This is a genomic window from Candidatus Scalindua japonica, assembly GCF_002443295.1.
Classification (GTDB): Bacteria; Planctomycetota; Brocadiia; order Brocadiales; family Scalinduaceae; genus Scalindua; species Scalindua japonica.
Genome location: NZ_BAOS01000004.1, coordinates 436,331 through 457,898, shown reverse-complemented (window position 1 = coordinate 457,898; position 21,568 = coordinate 436,331). Strand labels below are relative to the sequence as shown.

General features: G+C 37.2%; 21 protein-coding genes and 1 pseudogene. 18 read left to right on the top strand and 4 right to left on the bottom strand.

The annotated features are described in order from the left end of the window. Nucleotides 1–84 precede the first annotated feature (84 nt). The 4 genes from SCALIN_RS04360 (at nucleotide 85) to SCALIN_RS21945 (ending at nucleotide 2,771) form a co-directional block, all read left to right on the top strand. Complete coding sequence (locus tag SCALIN_RS04360) at nucleotides 85–555, top strand: hypothetical protein (protein WP_096893028.1); 471 nt, start codon at nucleotides 85–87, stop codon at nucleotides 553–555. A 242-nt stretch (nucleotides 556–797) separates the two neighbouring features. Further along, nucleotides 798–1,544 carry a PEP-CTERM sorting domain-containing protein gene (locus SCALIN_RS04355; protein WP_096893054.1) on the top strand — a complete coding sequence of 249 codons (747 nt, stop codon included), beginning with the start codon at nucleotides 798–800 and terminating at the stop codon, nucleotides 1,542–1,544. 503 nt (nucleotides 1,545–2,047) lie between these two features. Then, nucleotides 2,048–2,632 carry a hypothetical protein gene (locus SCALIN_RS04350; protein ID WP_096893027.1) on the top strand — a complete coding sequence of 195 codons (585 nt, stop codon included), beginning with the start codon at nucleotides 2,048–2,050 and terminating at the stop codon, nucleotides 2,630–2,632. Continuing rightward, nucleotides 2,610–2,771 (top strand): hypothetical protein, encoded by a 162-nt coding sequence (locus SCALIN_RS21945; RefSeq protein ID WP_162532141.1) that lies wholly within the window; start codon nucleotides 2,610–2,612, stop codon nucleotides 2,769–2,771. The genes SCALIN_RS04350 and SCALIN_RS21945 overlap by 23 nt, the downstream gene beginning before the upstream one ends. A 110-nt stretch (nucleotides 2,772–2,881) precedes the next feature. On the opposite strand, the gene SCALIN_RS04345 is transcribed toward SCALIN_RS21945, so the two are convergent. Beyond that, nucleotides 2,882–4,000 (bottom strand): IS91 family transposase, encoded by a 1,119-nt coding sequence (locus SCALIN_RS04345; protein WP_096892569.1) that lies wholly within the window; start codon nucleotides 3,998–4,000, stop codon nucleotides 2,882–2,884. Continuing rightward, nucleotides 3,997–4,904, bottom strand: a pseudogene (locus SCALIN_RS04335) (tyrosine-type recombinase/integrase). Before SCALIN_RS04335 ends, SCALIN_RS04345 begins: the two are co-directional and overlap by 4 nt. A 229-nt stretch (nucleotides 4,905–5,133) precedes the next feature. Here SCALIN_RS04335 and SCALIN_RS04330 point away from each other — a divergent pair. From SCALIN_RS04330 to SCALIN_RS04310, 5 genes are all read left to right on the top strand, one after another. Next, nucleotides 5,134–5,682: a FeoC-like transcriptional regulator gene (locus SCALIN_RS04330; RefSeq protein WP_162532140.1), complete on the top strand. Its 549-nt coding sequence runs from the start codon at nucleotides 5,134–5,136 to the stop codon at nucleotides 5,680–5,682. 29 nt (nucleotides 5,683–5,711) lie between these two features. Continuing rightward, entirely contained in the window at nucleotides 5,712–6,212 is a 501-nt protein-coding gene (locus tag SCALIN_RS04325) for an HNH endonuclease (protein WP_096893025.1), read from the top strand. Then, entirely contained in the window at nucleotides 6,212–7,987 is a 1,776-nt protein-coding gene (locus SCALIN_RS04320) for an ATP-binding protein (protein WP_096893024.1), read from the top strand. The genes SCALIN_RS04325 and SCALIN_RS04320 overlap by 1 nt, the downstream gene beginning before the upstream one ends. A gap of 139 nt (nucleotides 7,988–8,126) precedes the next feature. Beyond that, complete coding sequence (locus SCALIN_RS04315) at nucleotides 8,127–8,330, top strand: hypothetical protein (RefSeq protein WP_096893023.1); 204 nt, start codon at nucleotides 8,127–8,129, stop codon at nucleotides 8,328–8,330. A gap of 318 nt (nucleotides 8,331–8,648) precedes the next feature. Continuing rightward, nucleotides 8,649–9,233, top strand: coding sequence for a recombinase family protein (locus SCALIN_RS04310; protein WP_096893022.1), 585 nt, complete (start codon nucleotides 8,649–8,651; stop codon nucleotides 9,231–9,233). Nucleotides 9,234–9,400: 167 nt separating this feature from the next. Here SCALIN_RS04310 and SCALIN_RS04305 read toward each other — a convergent pair whose 3' ends face one another. Continuing rightward, entirely contained in the window at nucleotides 9,401–9,643 is a 243-nt protein-coding gene (locus SCALIN_RS04305) for a hypothetical protein (protein WP_096893021.1), read from the bottom strand. A gap of 304 nt (nucleotides 9,644–9,947) precedes the next feature. Here SCALIN_RS04305 and SCALIN_RS04300 point away from each other — a divergent pair, with 304 nt between their 5' ends. The 5 genes from SCALIN_RS04300 (at nucleotide 9,948) to SCALIN_RS04285 (ending at nucleotide 15,280) form a co-directional block, all read left to right on the top strand. Next, nucleotides 9,948–10,997 (top strand): hypothetical protein, encoded by a 1,050-nt coding sequence (locus SCALIN_RS04300; protein ID WP_096893020.1) that lies wholly within the window; start codon nucleotides 9,948–9,950, stop codon nucleotides 10,995–10,997. Between the two features lie 196 nt (nucleotides 10,998–11,193). Beyond that, complete coding sequence (locus SCALIN_RS21575; protein ID WP_133111651.1) at nucleotides 11,194–11,361, top strand: ribbon-helix-helix domain-containing protein; 168 nt, start codon at nucleotides 11,194–11,196, stop codon at nucleotides 11,359–11,361. 2 nt (nucleotides 11,362–11,363) lie between these two features. Then, on the top strand, nucleotides 11,364–13,748 hold the full coding sequence (locus tag SCALIN_RS04295; RefSeq protein WP_096893019.1) for a DUF3854 domain-containing protein: 2,385 nt from the start codon (nucleotides 11,364–11,366) through the stop codon (nucleotides 13,746–13,748). After that, a complete protein-coding gene (locus SCALIN_RS04290; protein ID WP_096893018.1) occupies nucleotides 13,745–14,116 on the top strand; it encodes a hypothetical protein in 372 nt (123 codons plus the stop codon). The genes SCALIN_RS04295 and SCALIN_RS04290 overlap by 4 nt, the downstream gene beginning before the upstream one ends. Nucleotides 14,117–14,119: 3 nt before the next feature. Further along, entirely contained in the window at nucleotides 14,120–15,280 is a 1,161-nt protein-coding gene (locus SCALIN_RS04285) for a tyrosine-type recombinase/integrase (protein ID WP_096893017.1), read from the top strand. A gap of 165 nt (nucleotides 15,281–15,445) precedes the next feature. On the opposite strand, the gene SCALIN_RS04280 is transcribed toward SCALIN_RS04285, so the two are convergent. After that, nucleotides 15,446–17,053, bottom strand: coding sequence for a hypothetical protein (locus SCALIN_RS04280; RefSeq protein WP_096893016.1), 1,608 nt, complete (start codon nucleotides 17,051–17,053; stop codon nucleotides 15,446–15,448). A gap of 656 nt (nucleotides 17,054–17,709) precedes the next feature. On the opposite strand from SCALIN_RS04280, the gene SCALIN_RS04275 reads away from it, so the two are divergent. The 4 genes from SCALIN_RS04275 to SCALIN_RS21940 all read left to right on the top strand — a co-directional run bounded on the left by SCALIN_RS04275 (nucleotide 17,710) and on the right by SCALIN_RS21940 (nucleotide 21,339). Further along, a complete protein-coding gene (locus SCALIN_RS04275; RefSeq protein WP_096893015.1) occupies nucleotides 17,710–19,071 on the top strand; it encodes a B12-binding domain-containing radical SAM protein in 1,362 nt (453 codons plus the stop codon). 491 nt (nucleotides 19,072–19,562) lie between these two features. After that, nucleotides 19,563–20,405 (top strand): ACP S-malonyltransferase, encoded by an 843-nt coding sequence (gene fabD / locus SCALIN_RS04270; RefSeq protein WP_096893014.1) that lies wholly within the window; start codon nucleotides 19,563–19,565, stop codon nucleotides 20,403–20,405. A 224-nt stretch (nucleotides 20,406–20,629) separates the two neighbouring features. Continuing rightward, nucleotides 20,630–21,034 carry an SxtJ family membrane protein gene (locus tag SCALIN_RS04265; RefSeq protein WP_096893013.1) on the top strand — a complete coding sequence of 135 codons (405 nt, stop codon included), beginning with the start codon at nucleotides 20,630–20,632 and terminating at the stop codon, nucleotides 21,032–21,034. 155 nt (nucleotides 21,035–21,189) lie between these two features. Continuing rightward, the gene (locus SCALIN_RS21940) at nucleotides 21,190–21,339 is read left to right on the top strand and encodes a DUF5989 family protein (protein ID WP_420885419.1); all 150 of its coding nucleotides are present in this window, start codon (nucleotides 21,190–21,192) and stop codon (nucleotides 21,337–21,339) included. Nucleotides 21,340–21,568: the final 229 nt, after the last annotated feature.

The following is a 21,568-nucleotide window of genomic DNA, read 5'->3' as shown; positions in this document are numbered from 1 at the left end:
AATTGCAGGGTGAACATGCGTTCAGCTTATGGGTTTTTAAGCAATCAACCTTTTCACAACTTTCACAATTAGGGAGTAGAAGCAATGGGAAAGCTTAATACACTACATGTCAAGAATCAAGTAGTGGAAATGTTAACAGTCGGTGAAACACATACTAATATTGCTAAGCAGATAGGAGTTGAAAGATCCACTATTTCAAAGTTTTCTAGCAAGGATGAAGTTCGGGAACTCATTGAACAAGAGCAAATGAAACTCGCAGAAGTTCTGCCGGATGCCGTGCAAAATGTAAAAGACCTTGTAGAAGAAATGAAAGAGATTCCAAAGGATGATATTAAAAGACGTGAGTTATCATACAAAGCTACTAAAGACACATTGAAAGCTACTGGTCTCTTTCCATCACCACAGTTTGCGAATAATATCTTTAATGACAACAGACAACAAAATGCGTATACATCCCCTGATTTTATAGAAATGTGCAGGAATCATATAGATGAAGTCATGGGAGTGTCTGGTTCTGATACTTCAGGTGATAATCAAATAGAAGATGGTATATAAAGAACTGGTGAGAATGGTAGGTATTTTAATTTCTCACTCAAGTGGATTTTCTTAAAAAGCATTGACAGCATTGACAAAAGTCTTGCGTTGTTAACATCCTCTTAAACATTATTCACATATCAAGCGTAATCAGGTGCCAACTCTAGAATGTCATGATCTCTCAATTTGTTATTGAATTAATAACAAAACAGTGTAGACTTCCGCATATCTGAATATTTTGATTCAATTAAAGGGGATGTATTATGAAGAAGCTTGTCTTAGTTATTTCATTTCTGCTTTTCAGTTCTACGGTACAGGCAACATTAATTGATAATTTTGATGGCACAATTACACAAATAAGGGATGATGGTTCAATGTTAATGTGGTTGCAAGATGCTAATTATGCAAAGACATCTGGTTTTGATTCTGATGGTGAGATGATCTGGAGTGATGCAAAGTCATGGGCAGACAATTTAACATTTGCTGGTTATGATAATTGGAGATTGCCAAGCACTTTACCTGTTAATGGTTCTAATTACGATTATAATTTTAGTGTAAATGGTACAACTGATGTTGGCTATAATATTTTCAGTTTAAATAGCGAGATGGCGTATTTATTTTATTTAGAGTTAGGAAACAAGGGCTTTGTAGATATAAGCAATAATGTTCTACCTTTTTCTGAGTTTGGCATGCACAACACAGGTTTATTTACTAATATTCCTTACCAGCATCCAGATTTTGGCCCACAGCAATACTGGTCTGGTACAGATTATAGCGTTCCTCATTCTCCGGATACACATGCATGGTCATTCAAATTTGCTACAGGACATCAAATTGCAGACCATAAACCAGGTAGCGAAGACTTTGCATGGGCTGTACGTACTGTAATTCCAGAGTCATTTACCGTTCCAGAACCCACAACAATCACCCTCCTCTGCATCGGCATAGTGGGACTTGCAGGTGCGGAAGTAAGACGCAGACGGAAGAAGAAAGTAGTTGTTAAAAGCTAGGTAATTATTTACTAAGATTGATTCATTATACAGACGCCTACATTCTTCATACACTTAGGGATGTAGTCGTTTTTTTATGTCTATTATATCCCAATACATCTCACCAGCAATATCCCTGTGTGTTCAGATGTTTAAATTTTCCTAAGCAATATAAGGTAAGAGTCACAATCCATCTAGTCTGTAATGAAAACTTCCATGAATACAGCTATTTCCTCAATGCATTTTCGAGAGAGTTGATTAAGGCATGGTTTGGTTTTAGGTTTCTGTCAGTGAGGGTTCTTTCTTATTTTAACCTTGATTTTGATAGTTGCATGAGTATTATAAACGCAAACACAGAGGTGATCTACAAAATTTCACACCACTTGGAAATACACAATAATCTGGTGGATAAATTTCCTAACATTTACTAAGCAACAAGGCAGATTTTGTAAACTTGCGATATTACAAGTGATCGTGAATTCTTATCTATCATTCATAGAATCTTATTATAGAAATTCTTTCTTATGGATACTGAAACAAAAGCTTGCCCTATGTGTGGTGAAACAATACTTGCAGTTGCAAAAAAATGTAAGCATTGCCTTGAATATTTTGAAATTAATAATGACTCTTCTGGTAAGAAATCAAATAAATACACAGATGATGAAATTAAAAGTTATCTATCAAGACTCCCAGAATATGATGCAAACTACGGAGTATATAAAATTGTTAAGAAATACAGAGAAATAAATCTGAAAGATTTAATAAATCAACTGTCAAAGGATTATTTTTCTGTTACACATGATTATGTTGTAAAAATGTTGGATGATTTGATACGTCTTGGTGTTATTGATCAATATAAGATTGCAGAAGAAATTATTTGTTCTTTCAATGATAATAGACAACAGTATACAAAAAAAAACATTGATAATAGTAAGTTAATAAAATCAAATGCTCGGAATATTGAAAATGAAATTAAAGATTACATACCAGAATTATATGATGCAGTACTTATTAATGACATATACTCATTTATTAGAGTAAACAAGGCGGTAACATTAAAAGACATAACGAATAAGGTTAGATTGTGTGAGGGACGAACCACAATCTGAACCGTTTGTTGGACAAGCCCGTTGTTTGGGTGCTAAACATTGTATAAGAAAATATCTTATGAAGATTACTTCTCTTTTTTACCGCAGAAGCTATGAAGCCAAAGAAGTGGATTTTTCAATTGCTGTCGTCATGCTTTAGGAGCTACAGAACATGGTTTTTCGGCCATTTTACCTCAAATTTGGGCAAACGGGGGCCATCTCGACCCGATAATGCCGTTTTTGCAAATCTTAGATGCATAGCGGATTCGATTACATAACCAGAACAGCCTCCTCTTTTGTTAACTTGTAGGGGAAAGACCTGGATTTGTGTGATGGAGGTATCATCGTTTTTATGATCTTCATTATTCCTCCACAGCATTTGCACGTAAGCTTTGGACGCTCTCTGAACCAGGCTGACGACTTATTCGGGTTGATACCGGTAAGGTACTGAAGCAATGCAATCAAGCGTTTGCTATTAGGGTGGAGGAAACCAAAGTTCCGTGTTCGCCTGAAACCTTTGGGTAGAACATGCTGGAGAATCAACCTGAGAAACTGCGGGCCGGGAAGTGTTCTTGTGAGCATTTTTTTGCTCTTACTATCCTGGTAACGAAAGGTCACCTGACCATCTTTGCACGTAATAATATCTTTCTCTTGAATGACCCCTTTGTAGAGATAACGACCAAGATAGACCAGTGCCTTTTCACCGTTGCCGACAAATTTGCAATCGACGACCCATGTTTTGGGATAATTAACTGGAAGCGTAAGAGCCGCTTTGTTCACGGCATCGAGCATTTTTGCTCGAAACACTTTAGCCAGCGCTTTGTGATTGAAAAGGTACCGCGTCTTTCCTTCGCTTTTTTTGAAGCTCCAAAGCTTTTTCTTCTGATTGATGGCCCCGGCTGGCATTACCAGATGGATATGCGGGTGGTAATCGAGAGAGCGAGAGTGGGTGTGCAAAACAGTGATGGCTCCAGCGTTTCCTTGTAATACGCTGTCATTTTGGACAAAGGTTTTTACGGTTTCCCAACAACACTGTATCATTATCGAGTAAAGCAAGCGTTGATGCTGCCATGCTAATGATCGAAGCTCTTTGGGTATAGTAAAGGTGAGCATAAAATAGTCAGCAGGCACTTCTTTTTTCAGTTGACGCTCCAACCACTGCTGACACTCATGACTCTGACAATGAGGACAATTGCGGTTACCGCAGGAGTGCGGTACAAAAACCTGTTTTTCACAGTCATTACATTGGACCAGCATGACGCGGCTTTGCGTAGTGCGACAATCCTTCATGGCTGCCAGGGCTTTGAATTGACTTGGCAGGATCGAACCATGATAAAGAGTGATAAAGTCAGCAATGAAGGTCTCAATTATAGAGGAGAGAGATATCATATAACATTCCCCCATTCTATGGAAAAACCATTCATCAAATCATTAATTAATTGCAAGGCATTACGATTTGTATGAGAGGTCAGGTGGGTATATTTGGCAGTGGTTAAAATACTGTGGTGGCCGAGGATTTTTTGTACTTCAAGCAGATCAACACCCGCCTCAATCAGATGGGTTGCGTAGCTGTGTCGCAGACTGTGTGGTGTAATTTTTTTTTAATTCCACACTCCCGGGCTACCTTACGCAGAGTGGCCTGAACGCCATTTCTATTCAGAGGTGTTTTTGCCAGGTGGGCTGATTTCAAGCCACCATGACGGCCTGGAAATAGAAAGACAGGATTGCGATGAACAAGCCAAAAACGGCGTAAGAGATTCAGGGTTACCTTTGGCAGGGGTACGAAACGGTCTTTATTGCCTTTGCTATCGCGGATATGCACCCGCATTCGCTGAGAATCGACATCGCTAACCTCAAGACGTAGTCCTTCACCCAGGCGGAGACCAAGACTGTAAAGAACAAAGTAGAAGGCCCGGTAACTGAGTTTTCTCGTCACCTGGAAAAGTTGGTGGGCTTCATTAATGGTGACAATATCGGGCAAACGTTGCGTTTTGGGTGGTTTAATAAGATTTACTTGCTCCCAACGCTTATGAAGCACATGAGTGTAGAAAAACTTTAGTCCGTAGAGGTCTAATTTGACTGCGCTCCATGAATGGGTATTGAGGAGATTGGAAAAATAGTCAAGTAGTTGCTGTTCAGATAGATCGTGTATCTGATTGTCAAAATAATCACCGATCCGTCGGATGGCACGTGAATAAGCCTCGATTGTTTTTGGCCGGAGTCCTTTCAAGCGTAGGTGCTTTAGATGCGTTTGGTAATTTTTGTTGAAATCGGATTGAGATAATGTTTTCATAGACCTGTAACCTCCTATTTGTTAATAGATTCACCCTCCCGTTGAGGGTGTGAGGTTACATTATATAATAAATTTCCGATTTTGTTCTCCGCGATAGCGGCTTCGTCCAACAAGAGCATTTAATATGCACCATCTTTATGTTAAGGGTATTTTGAATAGCCTTGTTAAACCTGGCTTTATTTACAAATTTGATTGCACAGATAGAATCATTTATTCTACGAGTGCTACTTTGGAAGACTCTCAGAAACAAAAGATTGAAGCTGACACTTTAAAGGATATGTCAAATACAGGTACAAGGCAAGATGATGATTTTGAAACAAGAGACTATGAATCAAATTTAAGTAAAAAAATATATTCATTAATTGAAAAAAGTAAAAAATTAACTGTTATAGAAATTGCTAATTATTTTAATAAGGAACCTTCTCGTGTTAAAGGAATTTTAAATAAATTAGTTAATTCTGGAGATGTTTGTAAGCATGATTCAGGAAAAAGTGTTACTTATTCAAAGTCTATTATATCTCATACTTCTATTAGTCGGAATAAATTACATAAACCGTTGACAGAAGATGATATTGATCTTAATGATCCTGAGATGAGGAAGTATTTAAACAAGAAACCATTGCCAGACTTACCAGAATTTACTAATGGTAATGAAAATAATTGTGGTAGTGATCATGAAGACCCGAATGATGATAATGAGACTAATTTAGTTGATAAGACTGATTCAGAATTTGATTTAGATGGTTTTATGTCCGAAGAAGAAGGTTCTAATTCGTAGTTAAATTTTCTATAGTTTTATAAAAACAAATGAAAGATATATTTAAGGATGATTTTTTTTGTTATTCAAAAAAACTTGCATTTCATAAAAAGTTGGGCAAGATCGCAAATATCTTGTCGTTTGGCTTTATAGGTAATAAAAAAAACATTCAATATTATTCTGAGAAATATATAAAAAGCAAAGAAGACCTTCGTAAATATAACGAATTAATTAACAAAGCAGATGCATTGGACAACATTTTAGAAGAAACTAATAAACTAGATGGTGTTAGAAATAGCAAATACACATTTACAAACATTGATAATATTTACAATACAGACTATGGAATTGATTGGGATTTGTTAAGAGACCAAATATTACAAAGAGATAACTTCGAATGTCAAGAGCAAGATGGATATTGCAATGGTTCTCTACAGGCACACCATATTATCCCTCTCAGTAATGGTGGCACTAATACATTAACCAACCTTATAACATTATGTAAATATCATCATAGTTTAAAACATGATCATATGAGGAATACTTTGTAATGGAAATATATGGTGCTGATATATCAGGTATTGAGGGACAATTAATTAGATTTAAGGCTGTAAGAGAAGAGAACAAGCACGGAGCAACATTGCTTGGTTTGGCTCAAAAGGTTGTAAGAGAAGGATATGTTAGAGCAGTAAAAGCAATTGAATCTTTAGGTGGTGAATGGGATGTTGTTAATAATCAAGGGTATACAATTGATCTACATCCTGCTGAAACACCAAAGTCTTCTTCCGGCTTAGACTTGCCTATTGCAATAATGCTATTACAAGCATGTATTTTGCAAGATGACGAAAGGTTAAGAATCCTAATAAGTAAACTAAAGGATAAATTGGACAAAATTTTACATAAACCAACTGAGGACAAAAGAAAGGAACAAATTCTTAATGAGATAGAAAAACTTGTTAAGCAGAGAGAAAATATACTTAAATACAAACAGAGAATAAAGGAGAATAAAGGCAAGTATTTACTTATTGGTACATTGGATATAATTGATGGAATGGTAGAAAGCCCTGAGCGTGGAATATTCGGAATGATTTCTGCAACTAAAAATAACTTTAATGTAATTGTACCTGAAGATGCAGAAATACAAGCTTCTGTGATTTCAAAATCAAAGAAAAATTGTAACTTTTATAAAGTAAATAACCTACAGGAAGTTTGGAATATATTATTAAATATAAGCCCACCAAGAAAAGTAAAATATAGCGAAGCAAAGGCTGTAAAAAAGAAAATCAATAGATATGTCCCTAATCTAAAATCTATCGAAGGTGTATCAAAAGCAAAATACGCTATGACTATTGCTCTTGCCGGTGGACACAATATATTATTGGTCGGACCTCCAGGGCAGGGAAAAACGATGCTATCCATGGCAGCAGTTGAGCTGCTTCCAAAAATGGGAACAAAAGAAGTATTCGAACTGAACAAAATTTTTAGTGCAAAAGGAGAGTTGAAAGGAAATGAGGTAGTTGTTTCACGTCCATTTCAAGAAGCGAATAATAATATTACTGAAGCTGCACTATTCGGTGGCGGAAGACCTTTGGTTCCAGGTTTAATTTCCCTTGCGCATAGAGGTATTCTTTATTTTGATGAAATTAACCAGTGCAAAGGTCATATTATTGAGAACCTTCGTATACCGTTAAATGATAAAATATACAAAATTTCACGTGTACAAGAAACTATTGAATATCCATGTAATTTTATCCTTGCTGCGGCTATGAACCCTTGTCATTGTGGTTGGTACAATCATTATTCTTGTCCTGAATGTAAATCAATTTTCTTCGGACAAGATAATAGATGTGAAACACATCCCACAACTAAATTGTTATCTAAATGCACTTGTACCTTTCGCACTATTGAACAGTATAAAAACAAAATGAGTAAACCGCTTTTAGACAGAATTGATTTAAAGGTATTTGTATCCTCTTTTGACATTAACAAATTATATACTTTTGATTATGCCACTACTACTGTAAGGCGTAAGATTCAAAAAGCTAGAGAGACACAACAACAACGGTATAAGAGTAGAAGTTCAATTATATGTAATGGAGATGTTCCTGACAAATCTCAAATGGAAGGCGTTGATGAATCGATTATAAAATATCTTACTGAAATTAGCCGTAAGTTAAATATTGATACAAAGCGAACTGAGGTTAAATCCTTACTAGTAGCACGAACAATTGCAGATATAGAATTGTCAAATCGAATCAAGAAAGAGCACTTAGATAAAGCTATTGACTTAATGGGAATTAAAAATCATTATTTTTGTGATCTTTAAAAGTTTTATATAATCAATCAGAAAGAGAAAACCCATCATCCTAATCCTAACACTGTCAATTCTGCTATTCTCTTGTTCACTCAACGCAGAAGAGAAGAATTATTGCAATGACCCGGACACCAACCTGCAATGAGAAGCATTGGTTCAGGAACATCCAGACGATCTACAGATTCACGCTCTCCATTCGTTAAGGTTTGGTCTATGCTTCAAGGTTGATAGAGGTGATTTAACTGTAGATCAGGCAATAGAGATATTTGAGAATATGAGAAGTGCTTTGATTGATGCGAAGACAAGAGAGAAGGAGGAGGAATTAGAAGAGACTGAGAATAAACAGCAGGATTGATAATATTAGCCAAACATACTTACCTCATAACATACTTTTAATGCAAAGTACGTGCAAGCCATATGTAGTGAAGATTCCAGTTTGATTACATTGAAAAACACATTGACTTTATTCAAAAAAGGAGTAGTATTACCATCCTCTGAAAGTCAATACAATGTATCATATTAGATAAAAAATAGGCCGATTTCCTTTCAGGGAGTTTGGCCTTTTTTTGTTATCGAATACGCCCGTGTACCAGGTGGCAGGAGAAATCCCCACAGAAAAGTATTGACTTTTCAGAGCTGGTGAACACGGGCTTTTTTGTTGGGAGGATGCAAGATGACGCGCAAGAAGGTGGCTGTATACGTTAGAGTGTCAACCAAAGATCAATCAGTTGGCATGCAGTTGAACGATCTTGAGAGGTATTCAAAGGAACGTGGTCTTACTGTATACAAGGTGTATGAAGACAACGGTGTATCCGGTACAAAGGAAACAAGACCTGCGCTTGATGAACTAATGAACGATGCCCGGAAACGTAAGTTTGATGTTGTACTGGTATGGAGGTTTGATAGATTTGCCCGCAGCACAAAACACCTTGTAACTGCCCTGTATGAGTTCAGGAACCTTGGTATAGACTTTATATCGTATCAAGAGAACATCGACACGTCCAGCCCATTAGGAGAAGCCATATTCACGATTATTAGCGCAATGAGCAAGCTTGAGAGGGATATTATAGCAGAACGTGTTAAAGGTGGATTGCGTAAGGCCAGAGCCAGTGGGAAGCGTTTGGGAAGGCCGAAGAACGATGTTGACACGGACAAAGTGATTGAATACCGGAAGCAGAACAAATCTATCCGGCAGATAGCCAGTGAGATGAACCTGTCTAAAGGTGCGGTGCAGCGAACATTGGAAATGTGTTCATAGTGGTGTACCAAAAACCCTGTGATTTCATGTGTTGTAAGTATTGTTGTATCAATATTCCAGATTCACGGTTTTAAGTGTACCAGAAACAAGTGTTTTTGAGACACTAGTTGAGGGAATTATTCAGAAATATATTTTCCTTTAAGCTAATATATAAATTGTTTTTCTTCCTATTGTTCTATATGTTGTCTTCTTAGTATTTCGTATTCGATATAGCGAATCTTTAGATCAACGTTACGCAACTGCTCCTCAACTTTGAGAGGGTCTGGTGCAAGTAGTAGTTCATTTTCCAATGATTCCTTCAGTGATTGTAACCTATGATGTTCACTCTGTAATTGCTTAACTTGCCGTTGAAGACAACCGAAAAGTGGCAGCAGAAGCATGAGTGTAGCGACAATTAATATCTTCTTCATTATGCTCTAAATTTACAGAACTCATTTATAATGTCAAAAAGTTTTTTTAAAATATTTGCCCACACAAGGGGGAGAGGGGGGCAGTTTTCAAATCTTAACACAAACAGTTATAATAGATGACCTCTCAACTCTCAACCCACATTTTTCAGCAATTGACTATATAAATACCATTTGAATTATAAAAAAATAGAATTACAATTTATTATCACTAAAAAGAATTGGGACTAGGGTCGCTCCCGAAAGCTGGCAATCTCTACCAGTTGTTCCAATTCTCTTTCTTAGAGAGTTACGAAAGAGGAGTAACATGGCCAACAAACATTCATCAAAAAATCCAACCGTAAATCAAGCCAATAATTCAGAAAAAAGTATAGACATAATTATCAAGAAAGGTAATGAAGCTGTTTCTAAATATTTTAAAGATATTAAATCAGGCAATGCTCCAGCGATAACCGAAAAAGAATACGAAAATATTTATGAGTTGTTTAGAACAGGTAAGATTATTTTGTTAAAATGTCAGGGTGATGAAGAGCAACAGACTATAAAAACATTTGTAGATATTGCAATTAAAAGAGAAATAAAGAATCCACCTTTCGGAAAAACTATTAATTGTTTAAAAGGAAAGAAACATATTGAAAACGAACTAGATAAATGTATTGCTCGTGATATTAGGTTCCCTTTTCTTTTTCTTAACTATTTAGATACAAATCTATTCGATGGAAGTATTGCGGATAGATTACAGGAGTTTAGAAGGAAGATAGCTAATGAATATGAATATAATAGTTCTTTTTCTTATCCTCCACCAATCATTATAAATTTTATTATTGGGGGAACTCCTGATGTGTTTAAAGAAGTATTTAACGATAAATTTGTTGAGGTCTCACTATTGCCATCTTCACCTCAAAGTAGATCACAAGCAAAACTCACAAAGCCGTTTAAACAGATTTACATAGAAGAAGAAAAAACTGTTATTGAACCTGAGAGAGATGGAGTGGTTGAGCATGTAGATGAAAAAGCTACTACACCCAAGCCGCTTTTTATGGATTGTCGGAATAATATCCTGTTTCTTGATAAAAAGAAAAATGTTACTTTAAAACCTAAAGAAATAAAACTTATAGAATACATGTGCAACCTGAAAGTATTCGAACTGGCGCAGATACTGATTGAACATTTTAAAATAAAGCTTGCAGCAAACGAGACAATTTCTAGGGATAAGAGGAATATATTTGATACATACAAATCAAATATAAATAAACAGTGTAAATCGCAAGAGATAGAAGATTTGATAGTAAAAGGAGGTATGAAGAAAACCTTTAAGCTCTCAGTAAAAATTACTAAAAAAACTTTTAAGCTTTAACGACACTTAACAAAAACCTTAATTATAAAAAAATATATTAATATAAGTCTTACAAATATATAGTCTTGCAAAATTAAGAAAAACGTTAAGATTTTCGTTAAGTTTTAATCATTCAGCCAAATAAGTAAAAAGGGGTCATAAGAGCAAACAATGTCGTTTGCCTTTTGTGACCCCTTTTTTTTTTGGAGAATTTAACATGAAAGAACCGAGTAGATTTTTTAATTTTCAAATGCCTTACAAGAAATATGAAAAATTGGAAGCAATAAGCAAACAAAATGATTGTTCAATTGCTGAGATTGTGCGTCAAGCTATCAATCTATTACTGGATAAACTTAATGGTTCCTGCGAGCGGAGGGATGACTAAAAATGGCTATAGCACCAGAACACAGAAAAGACCTTAAAAGATCAGGGCTTTCAGATGACACCATCAAGGAAGCTGGTATCAAGTCAGTTCCATCAGGTCAGATTAATATGAAGTTAGGTTTTAATATAGACGGACTTGTGTCTATGTACGAAATTCCTTTCGATGAAGATTATAGCCGTTTCAAAGCATGTTATGAAGATGGTAAAACATTTAATAAGGATGGGAGCGAAAAGCCAAAATATTTAGCAAGGAAAGACTCCGGTAATCGTTTGTTCATACCTTCAAAAGCAAAAACAATACTTCAAGATGTATCAATTCCACTTGAGATAACAGAGGGTGAGAAGAAGTCACTCAAGGCATGTCAAGAAGGCTTATACTGTATTGCTATCACCGGTCTTTGGAACTGGAAGGTAAAAGACAAATATGAATTGATACCGGATTATAATGAAATTGCTTTGGACGGTAGAACTATTTATTTGATTCCTGATAATGACTGGTTATTACCAAACAGAAGAGGGGAACGTAAGAATCTAAAGCAAGCAGTTAGTGGACTTGCATATATACTGATTGACAGAGGCGCAAAGGTATATTGGAGGGAATTGCCGCAGGGAGAGGGTAAGATCGGATTAGATGATTTTTTATGTCATCACTCGGTAGATGAATTGAAGCAGTTGCCAGTTCATCAGTTAAGAAAACTTACACTTGATGAAATGATAAGCAACGCGACGCCAGACATACAACAGGAAGAAATACAGGAAATTTCCAGAAGAATAGCATCTCTCCAAAGCGAATCTGAAAAATCACAGTATGTTAATAGATTATCAGATAAAACTAAAATTTCAAAAAGGGCAATAACAAAAGATATAAAAGAACAGCATTCTCAGAAAGGATCAGGTGAGGACAAATGTAAGCCGGCACTGTGTGCAAATTTTCCAGGACTTATTGATATAGTTATCGATGATACCCAAGAAGCAGGAAGCGCGTTATTCATGGTAAAAGAAGATGACAATATCCATTTCAGAGCAGAATGGGAATTAGTTTCCGGGGAACACTATGTACCACCGAGTCAGCATTTACTACCCTTCATTCTACCGCGGTCCAGTAAGGTTAAGGAGTGGCTTCAGTCAGATAATGACGATCTGTTATTTAAGGACCTGATAGTCTATTTTAAGAGATTTTCTTATCTACCTGATGAACAGTGGTTAATTGTGGCATGTTTAACATACCTTTCATACCTGCAAGATCATAAAGACGTTCATTACTTACCGATGCTATTATTCTTTGCTGTTCCTGAAAGAGGCAAAAGCCGGACAGGCAAGTCTATGGCCTATGTGTCTTATCGAGGTATTCATTTAGTTGAGCTAAGAGAGGCAAATCTATTTCGATACTCACAGAATATGAAAGCGACTCTGTTCTTTGACATGATGAATTTGTGGAAAAAAGCCGAGAAGAGCAACACCGAGGATATTTTACTATTACGATATGAAAAAGGGGCTAAAGCTGCAAGAGTATTATTTCCTGAGAAAGGAGCTTTTGAAGATACCGTACACTATGATATTTTTGGTTCTACCATACTGGCGACAAACGAGCCTATCCATAAAATCCTTGATACAAGATGCATTCCCATCATAATGCCAAACAGGCCGCGAAAGTACGAGAATCCTGTATCGGCAATGGGGCAAGAATTAAAGGAACGTCTGACAGCATGGAGAGCAAGAACCATTGATAACCCCCTTCCTGAGATGGAATCTGTAGAAGGAATAAACGGCAGACTATGGGATATATCAAAGTCAATGTTTCAAGTATGCAAACTGGTTCATCCAGAAGGATTAACCACTCTAAAAAATGCACTCTTAGCAGTAGCCGCACAGAAAAAAGAGGACAAGAAATCAGGTATTGATGGCCAAATAGTAGAGGCTATTGATGAACTTTCATCAGATAAAAAAACCCTTCCAGAATGGGAGGTAGCACACTCAAAGTTATTAGAATTGCTCAATGAGAATAGACCAGAGACGCATAAACTAACACCACAGTACTTGGGCAGAAAACTTAAAGCAATTGGTATAACTACCAAAATAATACAGGGGTACTCTGAAATCCAACTTAAGAAATTAGAATTCAACACCCTGCTTGAACAATACGGAGTTACCGAACCTGAACTCCCTGTAGAAACTCTACCTAACTCTACCACTCTCTCAAGCTCTGATATATCAAATACTTGCACTGGTAGAGAGTTGGTAGAGAGTCAGGGAAACGCTACCAAAACGCTACCAACGCAAGGTGTTGAAGACAAAAAAGTTAGGCGTTTGGTAGAGAGTGGTAGAGAGTTACAGGGGGATGGTAATTGTATTGATTTAGAAAATGAAGAAGTGGAGGTAGTTGAATGAAATTTCGTGCATTAAAGACGATCAAACTTAAAATATCCAAGGGAGAAATTGAACTGCACCCAGAACAAGTTGTCGCTTTAAAAAATGATGTTGCAGTAATGCTTTTTAATCAGGGCAAAATAACTCCTGTGGGGAAAGCATCTTATAGGATTTACTCAAAAATTCTTGAAGACTATCTCTGGGTAGTAGCGACAGAAAGAGGTTTACAGGAGTTGGTAGACGAGTGTGTTAAAGATGCGATCTATACCCAAGAGGAAGTATCAAATCTAATTGGTGAAGGTATATCAAAAGAAGGATTAGTGGCGATTCATAAAGTAAAAAATGCCTTTCCGGGTTCCAGTATTAAAGACATAAGCAAAAAGAGTTAAAAAATGAAGCAAAGGCATCCGGCACCATTAGAAAAACCCTTGACATTACAGGACTCGATATCGTACCTTCTGGATAAGGAGGGAGATGTTATGAAAGGGAACATAAGGGCAAAAGGAAAATGTCCGAGGTGCCAGGGTAAGTTTACTGAAATACAGAAGCTTGGTTTTGTTTGTATTAAGCACCAGATTACACCAAAACGCTTGTATATTGATTTTTTCTATCAAGGCCAGAGGTACAGGTTATTTGCAGACAAAAGCGGTCAACCATTAGACTCATATCAACGTGCAGTAAGCCTTTTGAGTCGTGTTAGTACTGAAATAGAGAATCATACTTTTGATCCTACAAAATATATAAAACAAGAGCTTGAAAAGTTTTATGTTTCAAGCCTACTTGGTAGGTTCCTTGATCTAAAATTGGCTGGAGATAAGATAGCGCCAAGTTATACTCAGCAGTATAAGCGTTATGTAGGGATTGCCATATATTATTTCGGCACAAAGGACGTCAGGGATATACGAAAGCTGGACATTGTTAACTATCAAGCCCATGTCAGCGAAAATTATAAATGGGGCAATAAGACTCTGAAGAACTGTCTTGACATATTTAAAACCTTCCTGATGTACGCGAAGAACGACTTAGAAATAATAAACGTGGTTCCTCATTTTCCTGTAATTGAAATTGATCCTCCAATAACCAGATGGTTGACAGCGAAAGCACAAAAAGCCGTATTCAACCACGTACCGGACTTTGACAAACCAATTATTGCATTTCTGATGCTGTCCGGATGCAGACCGGGAGAGGCGAGAGCCTTGAAGTGTAGGGATGTAGATTTAGAACATGAATTGATTACCATTTCTGCTACTTTTTCAAATGCTATTTACAGGCAGAAGCGGAAGGGAAAAAAATCAAAGCCTGTTAAGATACCAATACATCCTGAAATACTTGATTATATTAAACATAGGGCGGAGAACAACCTTTCTGACGCTTACATGTTTACCAATAGAGAAGGTAATTACTACAAAGAGACTGGCTTATTAGAAGTATGGAGGAGGGCAAGGGATAAGGCCGGGTTGGATAAAAACATCAGGCTATACGATGCGGCGAGACACAGTTATGCCAGCCAGCTAATCAATTCTGGCGTTTCTATTTATAGAGCCTCCGCATAAACTCGCACGAAAAGCGCTTGATGCAAAAATTTTTTTCAATCGTACTTCAAAATTACGTTAAAAGAAGACAGTATAAAACTGCACAGCACCAACAATGGAGATAATTTGCAAATTTGAAAACACCTCTCCTACGGTTTTTTGTTTTTTACTTTAAAAATCACCAATTTAATTCTGTAACAACAGATGAAAAGCAATCATCGTCTTGTCCAGGTATGCCTGAAACGCAAGATTCCCTCTCTTGCTTAAACGATCATCACCAATATCACACTTCAAGCGCTTTATCATCCGCTCAACTGAAGGACGACGTGTCATTATTGCCTTGAATCTCTTTGCCATTGGAGGATCTTCCGTGTCTATGTGGGGTAATAACCCAAATGATATATTAATCATCCTGCCAGTTAACGAATTGGGACAACACTCTACCTGATGCAAGCATGTTGAACACACCGGTTCACCATCTGTATCCGTTGGCGCATGGTAAATGAATTTTTCTTTTTCATAACGCATTCCTTTGTAATCCATCTCATGGCCACCATTGCATATTACCACACCATACGGCGTTATCTTCTCCATGCCACGCGGCAAACCATCTGTTATTCCATTCTTGCGCCTTGGATTTAAAGATGCCTTTAATTCTAAGCCGAGTTTGTCCATAAACTTATCTTTCAAATCTCTGCTATCACACGCGCTATCATACAACGCTCTTTTAACCGATTCTTCAATCACCGGATATGTATCAAATACCTTTTCTACATGTGGAAAATATGTCTCTCCATCATGTGTCGGTCCATCCAACACTGCTCTTGCATCCAGAGGCACGCCTTGACGTGGAAAACCTACAATACTTGCTTTGTGCCCCCAATACATCTTTGTTATGGATTTCACGATTGTCCCCGCTCCTTCATCTGCCAATACCCAGTCATGTTCACACTTGTCTCTGTCCTGACAGCGACACCTCTTAGTCAGCTTTGATTGCGACTTCTTCTGCTCCTCCTTACCATCTTCGTCCTTATACTTTACTGTCTCAAACCCTGAATATGCATAATAGTGAGTTGTATCTCCTACTACTTCCTTTTCTATTTTAATCGCACCTGTCTCTATGTTCTCAGTTACCAGCGCAATCTTCATCTTATCCCATAGCCCCCACTCACTCATGATCTGGTCAAATTGCTGCAGTTTACGCTCACTTGGTATATGCCTGCTACAATACTCATCCCTTTCCCCCTTCGGTGCAAATCCACATACTCGCACAAAACTCGGATTACTCTTTAATAACATGGACACTTTTTCCGGCTCGCACGGAAATCCCATTAGAGCTGTACCCAAAAAACTTTTTAACAACGCAAAAAAACATTTTGGCCTCTTACCTCCCAATCGAAATGGCACTACCCCGGGAGATATACTCAGGGGACTTACCATCCGCTGCTTTGATTCAGCCGCTACTTCATAAAGCACATCACCTCTCTTCTCCTTGTCAACTTGCATTGTTGCTCTATTAAACAAAAGCTCCTGTCTTGCATCTTCTTTGCTCTGAGATAATACTACTTGCTTTTGGGGTTGATTTTTCAGCCTCTTTCTCTCTTCTCGTTTATTAAATTCATAAAGTGCATCGTAGTACTCAGCACCGAAATTACGGTGTTTCTCCCAGGGAAAATAATATAAAGCCCGAAACCATTCCGCATCTGGTGTATTAAGCAGTACTTTGTCATCTTCGTGAACAGTGTGAATTAGTAGCGATTTTTGGTTGATTTGAATTTGTGATATTGGTAGCATTCTAGCGTGTCCTTTCTTGTATAGTAGTTTGTGCTATTGTGTGACTTCTATTATACAAGTTGGGCACCGTATTTTGTAATTCTACTATTGGATTTTGTAAATTATTTCACAAAACCCTTTAAAATACGGCTTACTGGCTCGTTGGCACATTATTCTTGTCGCTCCTTTTACAAAATATTGCCTCTAACTCTTTTTATAACTCTTTTACTATCAACATCTTTGTAAGTTTATGCGTCTGCTCTATAGCGTTTCGAGCCTCTTGGGACATTCAAATATAAAAACGACAGAAAAGTACTTACATAACGATCTAGAAAAATTAAAAATTGATATCTCTAATGTCTCTTTAAAAGAAAAAGTGATTTCACTTGCCAAAATACAAAATGTGGATAACTCTTCACCTTCAAAGACTGGAACAGTAAAACCGTCACCAGGCCGTCACTAGGTAGAAAACCAAATTTATAAGTCATTATTATTTAATGTGTTAAGGTTTTATAAAGTGGGTTCGATTCCCACCGCGGGCTTTTATAAAAGAAGTGATGAGACACGAATTTCACGAATTAATACTAAAGAACAAATCTAAAAGCTTCCCGGGCAAAAGATGCCGAGGACAAGGAGCTCGGAGAGAACACAGCGGTTAAAAATATTCCGAATGACTAATGAATGATAAGGCTCACAACATCCTGTTGATCAACCCGTGGATACATGATTTTGCCGCTTTTGATCTCTGGGTTAAACCTCTTGGTCTCCTTTATGTCGGTTCAACTCTGCAGCTTTTCGGCTATAACGTTCAGTTGATAGATTGTCTTTATAACTACGGATATCCACATAAAGAGCGACAGTATGGAACAAAATCTTTTTACTCGGAACAGATAGAAAAACCTTCATTCTTTAATAATATACCAAGGACTTTTAAGCGTTATGGTATACCTCAGGAAGAATTCAGGAAGAGATTAAAAGTTGTTCCAAAACCCTGGATGATTTGTGTCACATCTCATATGACATACTGGTATCCTGGTGTATTTGAAGTAATTGAAATCATTAAATCTATATTTCCTTCTGTTCCGGTTATTCTTGGGGGTATTTATGCTACTCTCTGTCTCGAACATGCCAAAGCAAATTCCGGAGCAGATTATGTCATAGAGGGAGCAGGGGAGTTAGAGGTGTTAAAGCTGGCTGATAAAATCAGTGGTAAAGAACGAGATTATTATAATGTCGGGAAGTGGTTGGAAACGGAAATAGTCCCTGCTTATGAGCTTTATCCTGAACTGGATTCTGTGAGCATGATTACTTCCAGGGGTTGTCCTTATCGTTGCAGTTATTGCGCTTCGTTTCTTTTTGAGTCGAAGTTCACCTTCAGACGGCCGGAAAATGTTGTCGCCGAACTGGAAAAATATGTTAAAGTGCTGGGAGTTGAGGATATTGCTTTTTTTGATGATGCTTTACTGGTGGACCCGAAAAGACATATTGTCCCAATACTGGAGCTATTAATTAAAAAAGGGATTCACCCACGATTTCACACACCCAACGGTATTCACCCTAAATATATAGACAGAAGATTGGCAAGATTACTAAGAATGGCCGGTTTTCAAACGATCAGATTAGGCTTTGAAGGTACTTCAACTGCAGTACAGAGAGCATCTAAAAACAAGGTAAGTTGTCGGGAGCTGGAAACGGCCCTGCATAATCTTCAGGAAGCGGATGAAGGTAGAATAATAGATATTGGTATTTACATACTTATCGGCATGCCGGGCCAGACGATTGATGAGGTGGTGAAAGCAATAGAGTATATCAATAGATTAGGGGCAAAGATAAAAATGACAGAGTATTCTCCTGTTCCTGGAACAGAAGAGTTCCGGGAAGCTACTCAGCTATGTCCACAAGTAGTTGATGAACCTTTGATTCACAATAAAAGTACTTTTACGACCGTAGGTATGGGTGTTGATTATGGAACTTTTGATGAAGTTAAGGCCATGGCAAAACGTTTGAATGCAGGATTAAGGGACTCCTTGCATGCGTGATGAATAATATTTGGACCTTAACAATAATATTTTGACCAATTTTGAAAAAAAATACATTTGAATGTTCCCGCCCGACAGATTTGCTGGCTGGGAATTCAGAATTTCGAAACAACTATATAATCTGAATGTTCAAAATCCTAATCACACGACTATCTGAATTTCCAGCTTGTCCTGTTTAGGTGGTTAGATTTCTTAATTATGAATTTTGAATATCTAACTCTCTCTGAAATAGCCTATGGTGTACACCATGAGTTATCATAAGCAGTTTCTGTTTGATGTCTTCCTGTTTTTATGTATTATATCTCTTGTGTGTGGTAATGCCCCGAGCCTTAAAGAGTCCGGCAGGTAACCGGAATTGAAGTGTCTTACGTTAAATAATAAAATACTTATTCCGAACTGCTTTAGTTCACGGCAAATTTCCTGCCCGAACTGATTGGCAGGCGGGCATATACTTTTACTTACTTAAAATAAATTATATAGTGGAGTGGGGCATGACTAAAATATATGTCTTTCCGGGTCAGGGGTCACAAGCAGTTGGAATGGGCGGGGAGTTATTTGATCAATTTTCGGAATTAGTGAAACAGGCTGATGAGGTATTGGGGTATTCTATAAAAAATCTTTGTCTGGAGGATACTGATAAAAAACTGGGACAGACGGATCATACGCAGCCGGCGTTGTATATAGTGAATGCACTTACCTATTTGAGTAAAACAGGAGAAGCAAATCTTCGTCCTGATTTTGTCGCAGGGCATAGTCTCGGTGAATATAATGCTCTTTTCGCTGCCGGCGTGTTCGACTTTATCACAGGTTTAAAGCTGGTAAAAAAAAGAGGAGAAATTATGGTCAAGGCGACCGGGGGCGGTATGGCGGCTGTTATTGGAATGCAACCTGAAAAAATCAAACAGGTCTTAAAAGATGCCTCTTTTGAGACAATAGATATTGCGAATCTTAATTCTCCGAAACAGACGGTAATTTCAGGCCGTAAAGAGGACATTGATGCCGTTAAGGCCGTTTTTGAAGAAGCAGGAGTTAAATTGTTTATTCCATTAAAGGTAAGTGGTGCGTTCCATTCGCGCTATATGCTGGATGCACAGGATGAGTTTGCTGACTTTTTAAAGAATTTTGCATTTCAACCAGTTGAAATCCCGGTAATTGCCAACTATACCGCAGCGCCTTATCAAAACAGTGAAATTGTCGATAACATGACCCAGCAGATCAGCAATCCGGTACGTTGGATAGAAACTATTCAATATCTTAAGATGCAGCCTGATACGGAATTTGAGGAGATTGGCCCGGGTAAAGTATTAACCAAATTAATAGGACAAATATCATAATGTCCGATAGCAGTCTCTTTAAATGTACTTTAACAGAAAAGTTACATTATTTGATGACAAAGAAACAATATATCTCAGGAAAGCTGGAATTACAGGAAGAGTATAAAAACCAAAGGGTTTGTTTGGTGTTTTTTGTTGACAATATCAGTATAGGTTATTAATTTGAGGGTGCTTATTGCTAATTTGCTGTGATAGTTTTCCGTTCAATGTTGTGAGGTAGAGGTGTGCGTAAACCAAAAGATGAAATAAAAGAGATAAAGAAATTTGGATTTGGTCTGACTGCTTTGTTATGTCTCGTTGGTGGATTGCAATATTATAAAGGGCATGTTGATGTTTGTGTATGGTTTTTCGGATTTGCCGGCCTTGTCATAACATTGGCATTTTTTACACCGATTATTTTAAAGCCGGTATTTAAAGTAATAACAACTGTGGGTAATGCGATAGGGTGGGTAAATACCAGGATTATTCTGGGTATAATTTATTACCTGATTTTTACACCAATTGGTCTGTTCGCAAAGTTAATAGGAAAGGATTTTCTAGACGAACGTATTGAAAGGAATGCAAAGTCATATTGGGTTAAGAAAGATTCCGGTTTGTTTTCTAAGAAGCAATTTGAGCGGCAGTTTTAGAGACATAAAACAAAATATTATGATAATCGGATCGGTTTTTGCTGACTTACAGAATAAAAAAATACAAATTTTCTGGCAGACTGGTTTGTTGCGGCTGTATAAAATTGACGTAAGCTCTTATTTAAATATTAGTTGGAGGTAAGTAAGTGAGCAAGATTTCAATAGTTGGTGAATTGTGGGCATTTATGAAGGTACGTAAGAAATTCTGGCTTGCACCTATTATTGTCCTTTTATTGTTACTTGGGTTCTTGATAATATTTACAGAAAGTTCTGCCGTTGCGCCATTTATTTACGCTCTGTTTTGATGATATATCGATAATTATTCTTTTTTTTCAGGAATGTTTTAGAGAGGGCCTGTCCTTTTATTTTAAGAAAGGGTAGGCCTTTTTTTTATTGGTTTTGTTTACTATGTGGCTATTTAAGGTTGTTTGAATCTGATTTATGAGTATAATTTCTCAATTGTAGTTGTCTAATCTATTCAAATTCAAGGTGGTACTAAAATGTATGCATTGGCTTCAAAGTTGCCATATGTCA